At 72.0% G+C, this 16,533-nt stretch carries 11 protein-coding genes; 7 read left to right on the forward strand and 4 right to left on the reverse strand.

Annotation, left to right across the window (positions count from 1 at the left end; translation table 11 throughout):
• Nucleotides 1-4: 4 nt before the first annotated feature.
• The 4 genes from ACIRBY_RS09705 (at nucleotide 5) to ACIRBY_RS09720 (ending at nucleotide 4,639) form a co-directional block, all read left to right on the forward strand.
• On the forward strand, nucleotides 5-1,036 hold the full coding sequence (locus ACIRBY_RS09705; RefSeq protein ID WP_403898547.1) for a carbohydrate ABC transporter permease: 1,032 nt from the start codon (nucleotides 5-7) through the stop codon (nucleotides 1,034-1,036).
• A 26-nt stretch (nucleotides 1,037-1,062) separates the two neighbouring features.
• Nucleotides 1,063-1,959, forward strand: coding sequence for a sugar ABC transporter permease (locus tag ACIRBY_RS09710; RefSeq protein ID WP_403899556.1), 897 nt, complete (start codon nucleotides 1,063-1,065; stop codon nucleotides 1,957-1,959).
• Nucleotides 1,960-2,033: 74 nt separating this feature from the next.
• Nucleotides 2,034-3,638, forward strand: a complete 1,605-nt coding sequence (locus tag ACIRBY_RS09715; RefSeq protein WP_403898549.1) for a glycoside hydrolase family 13 protein — start codon at nucleotides 2,034-2,036, stop codon at nucleotides 3,636-3,638.
• Nucleotides 3,626-4,639 (forward strand): LacI family DNA-binding transcriptional regulator, encoded by a 1,014-nt coding sequence (locus tag ACIRBY_RS09720; RefSeq protein WP_403898552.1) that lies wholly within the window; start codon nucleotides 3,626-3,628, stop codon nucleotides 4,637-4,639. Before ACIRBY_RS09715 ends, ACIRBY_RS09720 begins: the two co-directional genes overlap by 13 nt.
• 142 nt (nucleotides 4,640-4,781) lie before the next feature.
• On the opposite strand, the gene ACIRBY_RS09725 is transcribed toward ACIRBY_RS09720, so the two are convergent.
• The 3 genes from ACIRBY_RS09725 to ACIRBY_RS09735 form a co-directional block, all read right to left on the reverse strand.
• A complete protein-coding gene (locus ACIRBY_RS09725) occupies nucleotides 4,782-5,054 on the reverse strand; it encodes a hypothetical protein (protein ID WP_403898555.1) in 273 nt (90 codons plus the stop codon).
• Complete coding sequence (locus ACIRBY_RS09730) at nucleotides 5,047-5,220, reverse strand: hypothetical protein (RefSeq protein ID WP_403898558.1); 174 nt, start codon at nucleotides 5,218-5,220, stop codon at nucleotides 5,047-5,049. Before ACIRBY_RS09730 ends, ACIRBY_RS09725 begins: the two co-directional genes overlap by 8 nt.
• A 111-nt stretch (nucleotides 5,221-5,331) precedes the next feature.
• On the reverse strand, nucleotides 5,332-6,516 hold the full coding sequence (locus tag ACIRBY_RS09735; protein ID WP_403898561.1) for a helix-turn-helix domain-containing protein: 1,185 nt from the start codon (nucleotides 6,514-6,516) through the stop codon (nucleotides 5,332-5,334).
• Between the two features lie 252 nt (nucleotides 6,517-6,768).
• Here ACIRBY_RS09735 and ACIRBY_RS09740 point away from each other — a divergent pair, with 252 nt between their 5' ends.
• On the forward strand, nucleotides 6,769-8,337 hold the full coding sequence (locus ACIRBY_RS09740; RefSeq protein ID WP_403898563.1) for a M4 family metallopeptidase: 1,569 nt from the start codon (nucleotides 6,769-6,771) through the stop codon (nucleotides 8,335-8,337).
• A gap of 71 nt (nucleotides 8,338-8,408) precedes the next feature.
• On the opposite strand, the gene ACIRBY_RS09745 is transcribed toward ACIRBY_RS09740, so the two are convergent.
• Nucleotides 8,409-9,098, reverse strand: a complete 690-nt coding sequence (locus ACIRBY_RS09745; protein ID WP_403898566.1) for an HNH endonuclease family protein — start codon at nucleotides 9,096-9,098, stop codon at nucleotides 8,409-8,411.
• Nucleotides 9,099-9,354: 256 nt separating this feature from the next.
• On the opposite strand from ACIRBY_RS09745, the gene ACIRBY_RS09750 reads away from it, so the two are divergent.
• Nucleotides 9,355-11,058 carry a carbohydrate-binding module family 20 domain-containing protein gene (locus ACIRBY_RS09750; protein WP_403898569.1) on the forward strand — a complete coding sequence of 568 codons (1,704 nt, stop codon included), beginning with the start codon at nucleotides 9,355-9,357 and terminating at the stop codon, nucleotides 11,056-11,058.
• Between the two features lie 80 nt (nucleotides 11,059-11,138).
• Entirely contained in the window at nucleotides 11,139-16,523 is a 5,385-nt protein-coding gene (gene pulA, locus ACIRBY_RS09755) for a pullulanase-type alpha-1,6-glucosidase (protein ID WP_403898572.1), read from the forward strand.
• Nucleotides 16,524-16,533 lie beyond the last annotated feature (10 nt).

Here is a 16,533-nt window from a genome sequence, read left to right on the forward strand (position 1 = left end):
AACGATGGCTGCTGACACCAGCCGGTCGGTGGCACGGGCCGCGGACGGCGAGACGACCCTCGCCGACCGCGGCCCCGGCCGCACGACTGCCAAGACCGCCGGAAGCCCGCGCGGCGGCATCGGCCGCGCCCTCGCCACGCACTGGTACGCCTGGGCCATGGTCGCCCCGGTCGTCCTCGTCCTCGGCGTCATCGTCGGCTGGCCGCTCGTCCGCGGCGTCTACCTGTCGCTGACCAACGCCAGCGAGCGCAACGTCGCCCGCACGATCGGCGTGCGCCACATCGAGGCCACCTACGAGTTCGTCGGCCTCGACAACTACACGGCGGTCCTCGGCGACCCCGTCTTCTGGCAGCGGCTGGTGTGGACGGTGACGTGGACCGTCGCCTGCGTCTCGATCACCTTCGCCCTCGGCCTCGGCCTGGCCACCGTCCTCAACCGGCAGTTCCGGGGCCGCGCCGCCTACCGGATGGCGCTCATCCTGCCCTGGGCCGTGCCCGGCTTCGTCTCCGTCTTCGCCTGGCGGTTCCTCTTCAACCGCGACAACGGCATCCTCAACAAGATCCTCGACGGCGGCGGCATCTCCGCGATCCCGTGGCTGGACGACCCGACCTGGGCCAAGCTCTCCGTCGTCGCCGTCAACGTCTGGCTCGGCGTGCCGTTCATGATGGTCGCCCTGCTCGGCGGGCTCCAGTCCATCCCCGCGGAGCTCTACGAGGCCGCCGAGATGGACGGCGCCGGACCCTGGCAGCGGTTCCGGCACATCACCCTGCCCGGGCTGCGCGCCGTCAGCATGACGGTGATCCTGCTCTCCACCATCTGGACCTTCAACATGTTCCCGGTGATCTTCCTGCTCACGCGGGGCGGTCCCGGCGACTCCACCGAGATCCTCGTGACCCAGGCCTTCCGCGAGGCCTTCGTCGCCAGTCCGCGCGACTTCGCCGGCTCCGCGACCTGGGGCGTGCTGATCCTCGGCCTGCTCATGATCTTCGCGCTGGTCTACCGGCGCTCGCTGCGCAAGCAGGGAGAGGTGTGGTGACCGTGTCCGAGACCGCTTCCGAGACCGTGCCCGGGACCACCGCCGGGACTGCTTCCGGATCCTCCTCCGGGTCCGCTTCCGGGCGGGGCGCCCGCCCCCGGGGCAGCCGCTCGCCGCTGGCCTCCTTCGGCCTGCACGCCACCCTCCTCGTCGCGTCCGTCATCGCCGTCTTCCCGGTGCTGTGGATCCTGCTGACCTCCCTCAAGCCCGCGAAGTACGCCATCAGCACGGACTTCGTGAAGGAACCGACGCTCGCGAACTACTCCTACCTGCTGGAGTCCAGCCACTTCCTCAGCTGGTTCTGGAACTCGGTCCTGGTGGCGGGGGTCACCACGGTGCTCGGCGTGTTCATCGCCGCCACCACCGGGTACGCCGTCAGCCGCTTCAGGTTCCCGGGCATGAAGCCGCTGATGTGGACCCTGCTCATCACGCAGATGTTCCCGATGGCCATCCTCATCGTCCCGCTCTACAACCTGATGGGGGACCTCGGGCTGCTGAACCAGCCGCTCGGCCTGATCATCACGTACCTCACCATCGCCGTGCCGTTCTGCGCGTGGATGATGAAGGGCTTCTTCGACACCATCCCGGTCGAGATCGACGAATCCGGCCGGGTCGACGGGCTCAACCCCTTCGGCACCTTCTGGCGCCTGATCCTCCCGCTCGCCAAGCCCGGTCTCGCCGTGACCGGCTTCTACGCCTTCATCACCGCCTGGGGCGAAGTCGCCTACGCCTCCGCGTTCATGGTCGGCGAGGAGAACCTCACCCTGGCCGGCGGGCTCCAGACCTTCGTCACGCAGTACACCTCCAACTGGGGTGCCATGAGCGCGGCCTCCGTCCTCATCGCCATCCCCGCGGCCGTCTTCTTCCTGTTCGCCCAGCGCCACCTCGTCGCCGGCATGACGGCGGGCGCCACCAAGGGCTGACCACCCCGGCCCGCCCGGCCACTGGCGTTCGACTCCCGCTTTCTGTACGACCGGCCCGACTCTCCAAGGACACCATGACCCAGCACCTCGCCGACGCCCTCCCCACCCCGACCGGGACCCGGTCCGGCTGGTGGAGAGACGCGGTGATCTACCAGGTCTATCCGCGCAGCTTCGCCGACTCCAACGGGGACGGCATGGGGGACCTCGAGGGCATCCGCGGCAGACTGCCCTACCTCAAGGAGCTGGGCGTCGACGCCGTCTGGCTGAGCCCCTTCTACGCCTCCCCGCAGGCCGACGCCGGCTACGACGTCGCCGACTACCGGGCCATCGACCCCATGTTCGGCACCCTGCACGACGCCGACGCCGTCATCCGCGACGCGCACGGGCTCGGCATGCGGATCATCGTGGACCTCGTCCCCAACCACTGCTCCGACCAGCACGAATGGTTCAAGCAGGCGCTGCGCGAGGGACCGGGCACGCCGCTGCGCGAGCGCTTCCACTTCCGGCCGGGGAAGGGGGAGTCGGGCGAGGAGCCGCCGAACGACTGGGAGTCCATCTTCGGCGGGCCCGCCTGGACCCGGGTGGCCGACGGCGAGTGGTACCTGCACCTGTTCGCGCCCGAGCAGCCCGACTTCAACTGGGAACACCCGGCCGTGCAGGACGAGTTCCGCTCCGTGCTCCGGTTCTGGCTGGACCTCGGCGTCGACGGCTTCCGCATCGACGTCGCGCACGGTCTCGTCAAGGCGCCCGGACTGCCCGACCTGGGCCGCGACGAGCAGCTCAAGCTCCTCGGCAACCAGGTGCTGCCCTTCTTCGACCAGGACGGGGTCCACGAGATCTACCGCTCCTGGCGCAAGGTCCTCGACGAGTACGCCGGCGACCGCATCGGCGTCGCCGAGGCCTGGACCCCGAGCGCCGACCGCACCGCGCTCTACCTGCGCCACGACGAGCTGCACCAGGCCTTCAACTTCCACTACCTGAGCACCGGCTGGGACGCGGCCGCGCTGCGCGCCACCATCGACGAGTCCCTCGACGCGATGCGGCCCGTGGGCGCGCCGACGACCTGGGTGCTGTCCAACCACGACGTGGTCCGGCACCGGACCCGCTTCGGCAGCCTGGAGCGGGCCCGGGCGGCCGCGCTGCTGATGCTGGCGCTGCCCGGTTCGGCGTACGTCTACCAGGGGGAGGAGCTCGGGCTGCCGGAGGTCACCGACCTGCCGGACGAGGTGCGCCAGGACCCCTCGTTCTTCAAGGAGAACGGGCAGGAGGGCCTGCGCGACGGGTGCCGGGTCCCGATCCCGTGGTCGGGCGAGGAGGCCCCGTACGGCTTCGGCCCGGGCGGCAGCTGGCTGCCGCAGCCCGCGCAATGGGCGGGGCTGAGCGTGGCCGCGCAGACCGGGGACGCGGACTCCACGCTGGAGCTCTACCGCTCCGCGCTGCGGATCCGGCGCGCCCACGAGGACCTGGGGGCCGGGGACGCGGTGGAGTGGCTGGAGGCGCCCGAGGGCGTGCTGGCCTTCCGGCGCGGGTCGTTCGTCTGCACCGTCAACACGACGGGCGAGGACGTGCGGATACCGGCGGCGGGCCGTGCCCGGGGCGCGGTGCTGCTGGCGAGCGGTGGGCTGGGCGCCGACCTGGACGTCCTGCCGGCCGACACCGCGGTGTGGTGGCAGGGGTGAGTTCCCCCTTGCGGCTGACGGACATCGCCTCGCAGGCCCAGGTCAGCGAGGCGACGGTCAGCCGCGTGCTCAACGGCAAGGCGGGCGTGGCGGCCGGCACCCGGCACCGGGTGCTGGCCGCCATGGACCTGCTGGGCTACGAGCGGCCGGTGCGGCTGAAGCGGCGGAGCAACGGGCTGGTGGGGCTGCTGATCCCCGAGCTGACCAACCCGATCTTCCCGGCGTTCGCGCAGGTCATCGAGCAGGCGCTGGCCGGGCACGGGTACACGCCGGTGCTGTGCACCCAGACGCCGGGCGGGGCGACCGAGGACGAGCTCGTCGAGCAGCTGGAGGAGCGCGGGGTCACCGGGATCGTCTTCCTGTCCGGCCTGCACGCCGACGCGACGGCCGACCCGGCGCGCTACCAGCGGCTGGCCGCGCGCGGGCTGCCGTTCGTCATGGTCAACGGCTTCAACGAGCACGTGCACGCGCCCTTCGTCTCCCCGGACGACCGGGCGGCGGCGGACATGGCCGTGCGCCACCTGGAGGAGCTGGGCCACCGGCGCATCGGCCTGGCCATAGGGCCCACGCGCTACGTCCCCTCGGCGCGCAAGGAGCAGGGGTTCCTGGCCGCCCGGCCGGGCGCCGACGCCGAAGGCCTGGTCCAGCGCACCCTGTTCACCGTCGAGGGGGGCCACGCGGCGGGCATCGCCCTGCTGGAGCGGGGCTGCACGGGTGTGGTGTGCGCGAGCGACATGATGGCCCTCGGGGTCGTCCGCGCGGCCCGGGAGCGGGGGCTGCGGGTCCCCGAGGACGTCTCGGTCGTCGGCTTCGACGACTCCCCGCTGATCGCCTTCACCGACCCGCCGCTGACGACGATCCGCCAGCCGGTGCGGGCCATGGCCACGGCGGCGGTGGGGGCGCTGCTCGAAGCGGTGGCGGGGACCCCGGTCCAGCGCACGGAGTACGTCTTCCAGCCGGAGCTGGTGGTACGGGGGTCCACCGGGCCGGGGCCGGAGTAGGGGGCTCGGGGCGCGGGCCCGCCCCCTCCCCCTTCGAGGGGCCGGGGGCGGGCCGGCGCCTGCCCGTCCCCGCCTCCTCAGGCGGGGCCGTCGGTCGGCAGACCGGCCATCCGGGCCCCTGGCGATGTGGCCGGGGCCGCCCTCACGCGTCGGATCGCCACGCGCTTCCCGGGTCTCGGCGGCCGCGGCCCGCCGGGGGCTGGTCACGGGCGGGCTGGACGTTCGCGACGGCGGTGGTGAATTCGCGGCCGGAGGCGCCCCGGATGTACGCCAGTTCCGTCCAGTGCTCGTAGGCGTCCGAGTCCGAGACGTTCTCGTTGATCACGGCCATCAGCTCCCCTTCGACGCCGGAGGCGATGTCCCGGACGCGGCGGCGCAGGAGCCGGTGGGGGACGTACTCGTACTGCTCATTCATGGGGTGGCTCCTCGAAGGTGCCGAGGAAGCGCTCCCAGCCGGCGTGGGCGCGGGTGAGCAGGCAGGTGCCGGGGGTGTCTATGACCGTCACACGGGCCGACGAGTTGTCCGAGGTCTCGACACTGAGCGCTTCGCGAGGACAGCTGTTTGCGATGTGGCTGGTCACAGGCCACTCCCTGCCGTTGTCAGCCGGATGAGGTGACCAGAGTGGGGGTGCGGGAAGGCCCCGACTGGCACGAGTTGGTGATAGTCGGGGCCAAGGCCTTACGGGGTGCTGCTACACGCCCAGCCAGGTGCCGTAGGAGAGGAAATTGTCGGGCAGCTGGCGGCGAGCGGCCTCCAGGCCGGTGTAGGTGTCCCGCACCGTCTGGTGGTAGCGAGCCTGCTGTGGGGCGGCCTTCCGGGCGCGGAGCAGATGGTCGAACGACGCGTCCAGGTCGCCGGTCCACAGGTGCGCTCGCGCGAGCTCCGCGTGGTGGTGGGCCTTTCTCGACCGGGGCCAGTCCTGAGGGATCTCGACGCCGCGTCCGGTCCGTGCGGCGTCTCCGTACTCGTCCAGCTCGGCCAGGACGCTCACCCGGTGGACCTTGACGTTGGTGGGGCCGAAGGACAGGTAGTGCACGGTGGGTGCTTCACCGGTGCGCGCGGCGATCCGTTCGGCCTCGGACAGGTGGAGCTCGGCGGTCGTCCTGTCCTTCGAGCGGCCGGCCATGACCGATGCGCCGAGGTGCAGCTGGCCGGTCACGACCTCGCGCTCCCGGCCCGGGTCGGCCTGCTCCAGAAGGCCCAGGCCGAGGGCGGTGAGGCGCTGGCCGGTGCGGTACTGGCCGTCGCGGAGGTAGGTGAGGGCGCGCATGTACCGGTAGATGCCGCCGAGGGGGGCGCTGGAGGCGCGTTCGGCGGCCCAGTCCATGCGGGCCAGGGCGATGGTGGCCAGGTCGCCGTAGCCCAGTTTGGTGGTGATGTCGTATGCGGTTCGGTAGGTGCTGGCCAACAGGAGCCAGCGTTCGTGCCCGGGTGCCGCGTGCGCGGAGGTGGTGGCCTCCAGGATGAGGCCGGGAACGGCGGCGGCCGCCTGCTTGATCTCTCCGGCTCGGACGGCGATCAGGAGCGATTCGGCGTCTTCGGCGAGGAGTTGATGGGGGCGCGGGGTGATCTCGGGGTCGGCGCCGAGGTCGTAGACGTCCAGGGCTTCGCGGATCGGCTGGACGAGGACGTCCAGTTGGTCCTCGCGGAGTTCGGCGGCGTACGGCTGGCCGAGGACCGTGGCTACGTCGACACGGAGTGCGCGGGCCACCTGAGCGATGACGTACGGCGATGCCGGCTTCACGCCCTGCTCCGCCTTCGTGAGGGTGGAGTAAGGGACTTGGGAGAGGTCGGAGAGGGCCTTCTGCGTCAGGCCGTGCTGCAGGCGGAGGCGCTTGATGCGTGCGCCGGTGTGGTCGTGCGGGAGAGCGTGCATGCTGTTGCTCCGTTCTGACTCGACACCGGAAACACTATCCGGGTGCGGCACACCCCTTCCGGCCGCGAGACGGCGGCACCCAACTGTCCGATGAAGCAAGCGGAATGGGGCGTTTTCGTTCGTTGAGCGGTGCTTGTGCGTCGCTCAACGAACAACGGCAGGTCAAATCCTTGTTGCGTACCTGTCACTTCGGCCAATCTCCTGGCACTCTCTCAGCCAGTCCCCCACGGCTACCAAGGAGTGACCTCCCCCATGTCCTCTTCCCCCACCCCCCGCACCCGGACGCTGCGCGCCGCCGCGATCGTCGCCTCCGCAGCCATGGTCGCCCTCTCCGTCCAGGCCGGTTCCGCCAGCGCGGCCGCCGAGCGGGAGGCCGGTGCCACCGCCCTCACGCTGTCGGCCGGGGCGCGCGCCCAGGCGATCGGCGAGGCCCAGAACGCTTCCGCCGACACCGCGCGGGCCATCGGTCTGGCGGACGACGAGCGCCTCGTGGCCCGTGACGTGGTCAAGGACGCGGACGGCACCGTCCACACCCGCTACGAGCGCACCTACGCCGGCCTGCCCGTCCTCGGCGGCGACCTGGTCGTCCACCAGAAGAAGGACGGCAGCCGCAAGACCGACAAGGCGGTCGAGGCGAAGATAGCCCCCGCCGCCGCCCGTTCCGCCCTGCGGGCCGCCCCCGCCGGGGCCCGCCAGGTCGTGTGGGCCGCGACCGGCAAGCCGGTCTTCGCCTACGAGGCCGTCGTCACCGGCAAGCAGGCCGACGGCACGCCCAGCGAGCGGCACGTCATCACCGACGCCGCCACCGGCGCCGAGCTGTACTCCTACGAGGCCATCGACACCGGCATCGGCACCAGCGAGTACTCCGGCTCCGTCACCCTCGGCACCGCGCCCAGCGGATCGGCTTTCAGCCTGACCGACACGGCGCGCGGCGGCCACAAGACCTACGACCTGAACGGCGGCACCTCCGGTACGGGCACCCTGTTCACCGACGCGGACGACAAGTGGGGCGACGGCACCCCGTCGAACCGCCAGACCGCCGCCGTCGACGCCCACTACGGCGCGGCCGTGACCTGGGACTTCTACAAGACGGAGTTCGGCCGCAACGGCATCGCCGGCGACGGCAGGGCCGCCTATTCCCGCGTGCACTACGGCAACGCCTACGTCAACGCCTTCTGGGACGACAGCTGCTTCTGCATGACCTACGGCGACGGCCAGAACAACCAGAAGCCGCTGACCGCGCTGGACGTGGCGGGCCACGAAATGAGCCACGGCCTGACCGCCGCCACGGCCAAGCTGAACTACAGCCGCGAGTCCGGCGGCCTCAACGAGGCGACCAGCGACATCTTCGGCACCTCGGTGGAGTTCTTCGCCAACAACGCCTCCGACCCGGGCGACTACCTGATCGGCGAGAAGATCGACATCCGGGGCGACGGCAGCCCGCTGCGCTACATGGACAAGCCCAGCAAGGACGGCGCCTCCGCCGACTACTGGTCCAAGACGGTGGGCCGGCTCGACGTCCACAACTCGTCGGGCGTGGCCAACCACTTCTTCTACCTGCTCTCCGAGGGGAGCGGCGCGAAGACGGTGAACGGTGTGGCGTACAACTCGCCGACGTACGACGGCTCCACCGTCACGGGCATCGGCCGGACCAAGGCCTACAAGATCTGGTACAAGGCCCTGTCCACGTACATGACGTCGACCACCGACTACGCCGGCGCCCGTACGGCGACCCTGAAGGCGACGGCCGACCTGTACGGCTCGACGGGCGTGGAGTACCAGCAGGTGGCGGCCGCCTGGAAGGCCGTCAACGTCAAGTAGCGGGCCCTGAGGTACGGGCGGGGGGTGCGGATCGCCGCACCCCCCGCCCTTTTGCGCGTCAGGGGTCCGGGTCAGTCGCAGGTGTTCAGCATCTCGATGAGCTTGGCCCGTTCGGTCGCCGTGACGCTCAGCCCGTAGAGGCTCTTGATGTGCGTCCAGGCCCGGGAGTAGGTGCACCAGTAGAAGGTGTTGGGCGGGGCCCACTGGTCGGGGGCCTGGTCGCCCTTGGAGCGGTTGGAGGCGGCGGAGACCGCGATCAGCTGGGAGTGGTCCAGGTCGTTCGCGAACGCCTTGCGCTTGGCGGTGTCCCAGGTGTCGGCGCCGGAGCGCCAGCCGTTGGCCAGCGGGACCATGTGGTCGATGTCGACCTTCGAGGCCGAGTCGACGGTCTTGTCGTCGTACTCGCTGTACCAGGTCCCGGCGACGGCGCGGCAGGCGGAGTCCTGGGTCACGCCCTGCCCGTCGCGGGAGAGGACGACCTCGCGGGTGTCGCACTCCGCGAACTGCCTCGCCCAGTGCGGGAACATGGCCCGGCTGTAGCCCGCCATCGAGTGCGGGGACTCGACGGTGAGCCGGTCCAGTTCGGCGCGGACGGCGTCGGCGGGCGGGGGTTCGGGGAAGACCCGGCGGTGCAGGGCGGCCGCAGGGAGAGCGGCCGCCGGCGTACCCGGGCTGGCGCCGTGGGCCGGGGCCGTGGCGAGGAGGGGCAGGGCGGTCAGGGCGAGCGCGGGCAGGCCGCGCGCCATCAGGTGCTCGATCACACCACGAGGTGTAGTCGCGGCCGCCGTCCCCGGAGCGGGGGCGGGCCGCCGACTGGGCCGCCTGGACCGTGGAGTTCACCTGCAAAAACGGCACTGCGCGGCGGAGGTTGCCGCGGCTTGTCCGGCTACGCCGGAAACCTGTGCGCTTGCGCCGGAAACAATTCTGCAATCTCTTGCGCAAGCTCTTGCAACACTCCTGGGCGCCCCCTACGGTCGCGTGCAACCCCCCACACCTTCCCGCCAGGAGGCCCCCCACATGGCTCGATCCGTATCCGCGCGCGCCGGAAGAGCCGTCCTGGCGGCCGGCGTCGCGTTCGCCGCCACCCTGACGGCCCAGGCCGCGCCCGCCTCCGCGGCCCCGCCCGGCGAGAAGGACGTCACCGCCGTGCTCTTCGAGTGGCGGTTCGACTCCGTCGCCAAGGCCTGCACCGACTCCCTCGGCCCCGCCGGGTACGGGTACGTCCAGGTCTCGCCGCCGCAGGAGCACATCCAGGGACCCCAGTGGTGGACCTCGTACCAGCCCGTCAGCTACAAGATCGCCGGCCGGCTCGGCGACCGGACCGCCTTCAAGCGGATGGTCGACACCTGCCACGCCGCCGGGGTCAAGGTCGTCGCCGACTCCGTCATCAACCACATGGCCGCGGGTGACGGCGTCGGCACCGGCGGGTCCCCCTACACGAAGTACGACTACCCCGGCACCTACTCCGGCGCCGACATGGACGACTGCCGGGCGACCATCTCCGACTACCAGGACCGCGCCAACGTCCAGAACTGCGAGCTCGTCCAGCTCGCCGACCTCGACACCGGCGAGGAGTACGTGCGCGGCCGGATCGCCGGCTACCTCAACGACCTCCTCTCCCTCGGCGTCGACGGGTTCCGGATCGACGCCGCCAAGCACATGCCCGCCGCGGACCTCGCCGACATCAAGTCCCGGCTGAGCAACCCCTCCGCCTACTGGAAGCAGGAGGCGATCTACGGGGCCGGCGAGGCCGTATCGCCCACCGAGTACCTCGGCAACGGCGACGTGCAGGAGTTCCGCTACGCCCGGGACCTGAAGCGGGTGTTCCAGGGGGAGAAGCTCGCCTACCTCAAGAACTTCGGCGAGGCCTGGGGGTACATGGCCGCCGCCAAGGCGGGCGTCTTCGTCGACAACCACGACACCGAGCGCGTCGGCGACACCCTCACCTACAAGAACGGCGCGGACTACACCCTCGCCAGCGTCTTCATGCTGGCCTGGCCCTACGGATCCCCGGACGTCCACTCCGGCTACGAGTGGACCGACAAGGACGCCGGGCCGCCCAACGGGGGCACGGTCAACGCCTGTTACACCGACGGGTGGAAGTGCCAGCACGCCTGGCCGGAGATCTCCTCCATGGTCGCCTTCCGCAACACCTCCCGCGGCCAGGGCGTCACCGACTGGTGGGACAACGGCGGCAACCAGATCGCCTTCGGACGCGGGACCAAGGCGTACGCGGCCCTCAACCACGAGGGCGCGCCGCTGACCCGCACCTTCCAGACCTCCCTGCCCGCCGGGACCTACTGCGACGTCCAGAGCGGGCGCGCCGTGAGCGTCGACTCCAGCGGCCGGTTCACCGCCACGCTCGCCCCCCAGACCGCCCTCGCCCTGCACACCGGCGCCCGCACCTGCACCGGTACGCCGTCCGCGGCCACCGGCGCCTCCTTCGCCGTCAACGCCACCACCGTCCCCGGCCAGGACGTCTACGTCACCGGCGACCGCCCCGAGCTCGGCAACTGGAACCCGGGCGCCGCCCTCAGGCTCGACCCGGCCTCCTACCCGGTCTGGAAGCTCGACGCCTCCCTCCCCGCCGGGACCGCCTTCTCCTACAAGTACGTCCGCAAGGACGGCTCCGGGAACGTCACCTGGGAGAGCGGCGCCAACCGCTCCGCCACCGTCCCGGCCAACGGCAGGGTCACCCTGACCGACACCTGGCGCAACTGACCCGCGCCCCCCGACCAGGGCCGCCCGGCACCCCTGACCCTGCCGCGCCGGGCGGCCCTCACCTCCCGAGGAGAGACCCCTTGACACGCCCCGCAGCGGGACTCGCCGCCGCCGCCCTGGCCGCGGCGCTCCTGCCGGCCCTGCCCGCGGCCGCGGCCGCGCCACCGGCCCCGCCCTCCGACGCGAAGCTCGCCGCCGTGCCCGCCCGGCACGACCTGACCCGCGAGCAGTTCTACTTCGTGCTCCCGGACCGCTTCGCGAACGGCGACCCGCGCAACGACACCGGCGGACTCACCGGCACCCGGCTGCAGACCGGCCTGGACCCGACGGACAAGGGCTTCTACCAGGGCGGTGACCTCAAGGGCATCACCGACCGGCTCGACTACATCAAGGGGCTCGGCACCACCGCCATCTGGCTGGCGCCGATCTTCAAGAACCAGCCCGTGCAGGGGGAGGGGGCGAACGCCTCGGCCGGCTACCACGGGTACTGGATCACCGACTTCACCCAGGTCGACCCGCACTTCGGCACCAACGCCGACCTGGCCCGCCTCATCGACAAGGCGCACGGCAAGGGGATGAAGGTCTTCTTCGACGTCATCACCAACCACACCGCCGACGTCGTCGACTACAAGGAGGGGTCCCACGACTACCTCTCCCAGGGCGCCTTCCCGTACCTCACGAAGGACGGAGTCCCCTTCGACGACGCGGACTACGCCGACGGGAAGAAGAAGTTCCCCGCCGTCGACGCCGCCCGCACCTTCCCCCGCACCCCCTCCGTCCCCGCCGCGAAGAAGGACGCCAAGTCCCCGGCCTGGCTCAACGACCCCGCGATGTACCACAACCGGGGCGACTCCACCTTCGCCGGGGAGTCCGCGGAGCAGGGCGACTTCTCCGGCCTCGACGACCTCTGGACCGAGCGCCCCGAGGTCGTCCGCGGCATGGAGAAGATCTACGAGAAGTGGGTCCGGGACTTCGGCGTCGACGGCTTCCGCATCGACACCGTCAAGCACGTGAACATGGACTTCTGGACCCAGTGGGCCACCGCCCTCGACCAGTACGCGGCCCGTCACGGCCGCAAGGACTTCTTCATGTTCGGCGAGGTCTACTCCGCCGACACCGCCGTCACCTCCCCGTACGTGACCCGCGGCCGGCTCGACGCCACCCTCGACTTCCCGCTCCAGGACGCGATCCGCGCCTACGCCTCCCAGGGCGCGCCCGCCGGACGCCTCGCCTCCGTCCTCGGCGACGACTACCGCTACACCACCGACAAGGCCAACGCCTACGAGCAGGTGACCTTCCTCGGCAACCACGACATGGGCCGCTTCGGCTCCTTCCTGAAGCAGGACCGGCCCGGCGCCGGCGAGCCCGAGCTGCTGGACCGCTACCGGCTCGCCAACGAGCTGATGTTCCTCTCCCGGGGCAACCCGGTCGTCTACTCCGGCGACGAGCAGGGCTTCACCGGCTCCGGCGGCGACAAGGACGCCCGCCAGCCCCTCTTCGCGACCCGGATCGCCGACTACCTCGACGACGACGAACTGGGCACCACCCGGACCGCCGCGAGCGATGCCTACGACACGGAGCACCCTCTCTACCGGCAGATCAGCGCCCTCTCGAAGCTGGTGAAGGACCACCCGGCCCTGCGCGACGGCATCCAGAGCGAGCGCCTCTCCGACGGAGGCGTCTACGCCTTCGCCCGCACCGACCCCAAGACCCGCACCGAGTACCTGGTCGCCGCCAACAACGGCACCGAGCCGAAGACCGTCCAGCTCGACGCCCCCGCCGACGCCCGGTACCGCATCCTCCACGGCGCCCCCACCACCCCCGGCTCCCTCTGGTCCACCGGCCTGACCACCGCCTCCCCGGCCGGCAAGCTCACGGTCACCGTCCCCGCCCTCGCCACCACCGTCCTGCAGGCCACCACCCCCCTGCCCGCCCCCGCCACCGCCCCCTCCCTCACCCTCACGCCCCCCGCCCCCGGCGCCACCGGCACCGTCGAGCTGTCCGCCGCCCCCTCGGGAGGCTCGCTCAACCGGGTCGTCTTCGCCGCCCAGACCGGCACCGGCCCGTGGAAGGTCCTCGGCTCCGCCGACCACGCCCCCTACAAGGTCACCCAGACCGTCGACGCCGCCACCCCGGCCGGCACCGCCCTGCGCTACAAGGCCGTCGCCGTCGACTCCACCGGCCGCACCGCCTCCGCCCTCGCCGGGACCACCGCCGGGCAGACCCCGCCGCCCACACCGCCCACCGCCACCCAGCGGGACTACGCCGTCGTCCACTACAACCGCCCCGACGGGAACTACGCCGACTGGCGCCTCTACGCCTGGGGCGACCTCGCCGACGGCGAAGCGACTCCCTGGCCGCAGGGGCACCCCTTCACCGGCCGCGACGCCTACGGCGCCTTCGCGTACGTCCGCCTGAAGCCCGGCGCCACCACCCTCGGCTACCTCGTCATCGACAAGGACGGCACCAAGGACGTCCCCGCCGACCGCACCCTCGACCTCACCCGCGCCGGCGAGGTCTGGCTGGAGCAGGGCAAGGAGCCCGCCCGCACCGACCGACCCGCCTACCCGCCGCAGGACCAGGCCAAGGCCGTCCTCCACTACCAGCGCCCCGACGGCGCCTACGACGGCTGGGGCCTGCACGTGTGGGCCGGGGCCGCCACCCCCACCGACTGGTCCAAGCCCCTGCTCCCCACCCGCACCGACTCCTACGGAGCCGTCTACGAGGTCCCCCTCGCCCCCGGCGCGAGCAGCCTGAGCTACATCCTCCACAAGGGCGACGAGAAGGACCTCCCCGCCGACCAGTCCCTCGACCTCAAGGCGACCGGCCACGAGGTGTGGATGCTCGGCGGCCGCGACAAGTACCTCCTGCCGCAGCCCGCCGGATCCGGCGCCGCCCTCGACCTCACCAAGGCCCAGGCCGTCTGGATCGACCGCGACACCCTCGCCTGGAACGCCCCGGCGACCGCCGCCTCCGTCCAGCTCCTCGCCTCCCGCGACGGCGGGATCACCGCCGACAACGGCGTCCTCCACGCAGCGGGCGCCGCGTGGCTGCGGCTGACCCGCTCCGAGCTCACCGCCGCCCAGAAGCAGAAGTTCCCGCACCTGGCCCCGTACACGGCCTTCACCGTCGACCCCCGCGACCGCGACCGGGTCCGCGAAGCCCTGCGCGGCCAGCTCGTCGCGAGCGCCCGTGCGGCCAACGGGGCCGTCCTCGCCGCCACCGGCGTCCAGCTCGCCGGCGTCCTGGACGACCTGTACGCCGACCACGCCAAGAGCACCCCCCTCGGCCCCGTCTTCAAGGACGGCCGCCCCACCCTCTCCGTCTGGGCCCCCACCGCCCGCCGGGTCGAGCTCGAACTCGACGGCCGCACCGTCGCCATGCACCGCGACGACACCACCGGGGTCTGGTCGGTGCGCGGAGAGCGCTCCTGGGCCGGCAAGCCCTACCGCTACGCCGTCACCGTCTGGGCGCCCAGCACCCGCCAGATCGTCCGCAACCTGGTCACCGACCCCTACTCCACCGCCCTGACCACCGACTCCGCGTACAGCCTGGCCGTCGACCTGGCCGACCCGAAACTCGCCCCGCCCGGCTGGAAGGACCTGCGCAAGCCCGCCCCCGTCCCCTTCACCAGCGCCCAGATCCAGGAACTCCACATCCGCGACTTCTCCGTCGCGGACCCCACCAGCAGGCACCCCGGCCAGTACCTGGCCTTCACCGACACCGACTCCGCCGGCATGCGCCACCTGCGCGAACTCGCGGCCGCCGGCACCTCCTACGTCCACCTCCTGCCCGCCTTCGACTTCGGCAGCGTCCCGGAGGACCCGAAGGACCGCACCGCACCCGCCTGCGACCTGAAGGCCCACGCCCCCGACTCCGAAGCGCAGCAGGCCTGCGTGGCGGCCACCGCCGCCAAGGACGGCTTCAACTGGGGCTACGACCCGCTGCACTACACCGTCCCCGAGGGCTCCTACGCCAGCGACCCCAACGGCACCGCCCGCACGGTCGAGTTCCGCAGGATGGTCCAGTCGCTGAACGGCGCCGGGCTGCGCACCGTGATGGACGTGGTCTACAACCACACCGTCGCCTCCGGGCAGGCCGACCAGTCCGTCCTGGACCGCGTCGTCCCCGGCTACTACCAGCGCCTCCTCGCCGACGGCAGCGTCGCCACCTCCACCTGCTGCTCCAACACGGCCCCCGAGAACGCGATGATGGGCCGCCTCGTCGTGGACTCGGTCGTCACCTGGGCCAGGCAGTACAAGGTCGACGGCTTCCGCTTCGACCTCATGGGCCACCACCCGAAGGCCAACATCCTCGCCGTCCGCAAGGCCCTCGACGAGCTGACCCCCGCCAAGGACGGGGTCGACGGGAAGAAGATCGTCCTCTACGGGGAGGGCTGGAACTTCGGAGAGGTCGCCGACGACGCCCGCTTCGTCCAGGCCACGCAGAAGAACATGGCCGGCACCGGCATCGCCACCTTCTCCGACCGCGCCCGCGACGCCGTGCGCGGCGGCGGCCCCTTCGACGAGGACCCGCGCGTCCAGGGCTTCGCCACCGGCCTGTTCACCGACCCCAACGGCTCCCCGGCCAACGGCACCCCGGCCGAGCAGCGCGCCCGCCTGCTGCACGACCAGGACCTGCTCAAGGTCGGCCTGACCGGCAACCTGGCACCGTACGCCTTCACCGACTCCACCGGCCGCCGCACCAAGGGCTCCGAGCTCGACTACAACGGCGCCCCCGCCGGCTACGCGGCCGCCCCCGGCGACGCCCTCGCCTACGCGGACGCCCACGACAACGAGTCCCTGTACGACGCCCTGGCCTACAAGCTCCCCGCCGGCACCCCCACCGCCGACCGGGCCCGCATGCAGGTCCTCGCCATGGCCACGGCCGCCCTCTCCCAGGGCCCCGCCCTCTCCCAGGCGGGCAGCGACCTGCTCCGCTCGAAGTCCCTGGACCGCAACTCCTTCGACAGCGGCGACTGGTTCAACGCCCTGCACTGGGACTGCCGCGACGGCAACGGCTTCGGCCGGGGCCTGCCGCCGGCCGCCGACAACCGCGCCAAGTGGCCCTACGCCAAGCCCCTGCTGAACGGCCCGGTCCCCGGCTGCGCGGAGATCACCGGCGCCTCGGCCGCCTACCGCGACCTCCTGCGGATCCGTACGGCCGAACCCGCCTTCGCCCTCACCACCGCCCAGGCGGTCCAGGAACGCCTGTCCTTCCCGCTCTCCGGCCGGGACGAGACGCCCGGCGTCCTCACCATGGCCCTCGGCGACCTGGTGGTGGTCTTCAACGCCACCCCCACCGCCCAGGCCCAGCGCGTTCCCGCCCTCGCCGGCACCGGCTACGCCCTGCACCCGCTCCAGGCGGGCGGCTCCGACCCGGCGGTCAAGGCGTCGGCCTACGACCGGGCGACGGGGGAGTTCACCACCCCGGCGCGCACGGTCGCGGTGTTCAAGCGGTCCTGACGCACCCGCC

Source organism: Streptomyces sp. NPDC096136 (assembly GCF_044763325.1).
GTDB lineage: Bacteria > Actinomycetota > Actinomycetes > Streptomycetales > Streptomycetaceae > Streptomyces.

Coding starts and splice junctions, on each gene's coding strand:
- ACIRBY_RS09705 (WP_403898547.1), top strand. CDS start 5: ATGGCTGCTGACACCAGCCGGTCGGTGGCACGGGCCGCGGACGGCGAG.
- ACIRBY_RS09715 (WP_403898549.1), top strand. CDS start 2,034: ATGACCCAGCACCTCGCCGACGCCCTCCCCACCCCGACCGGGACCCGG.
- ACIRBY_RS09725 (WP_403898555.1), bottom strand. CDS start 5,054: ATGAATGAGCAGTACGAGTACGTCCCCCACCGGCTCCTGCGCCGCCGC.
- ACIRBY_RS09735 (WP_403898561.1), bottom strand. CDS start 6,516: ATGCACGCTCTCCCGCACGACCACACCGGCGCACGCATCAAGCGCCTC.
- ACIRBY_RS09740 (WP_403898563.1), top strand. CDS start 6,769: ATGTCCTCTTCCCCCACCCCCCGCACCCGGACGCTGCGCGCCGCCGCG.
- ACIRBY_RS09750 (WP_403898569.1), top strand. CDS start 9,355: ATGGCTCGATCCGTATCCGCGCGCGCCGGAAGAGCCGTCCTGGCGGCC.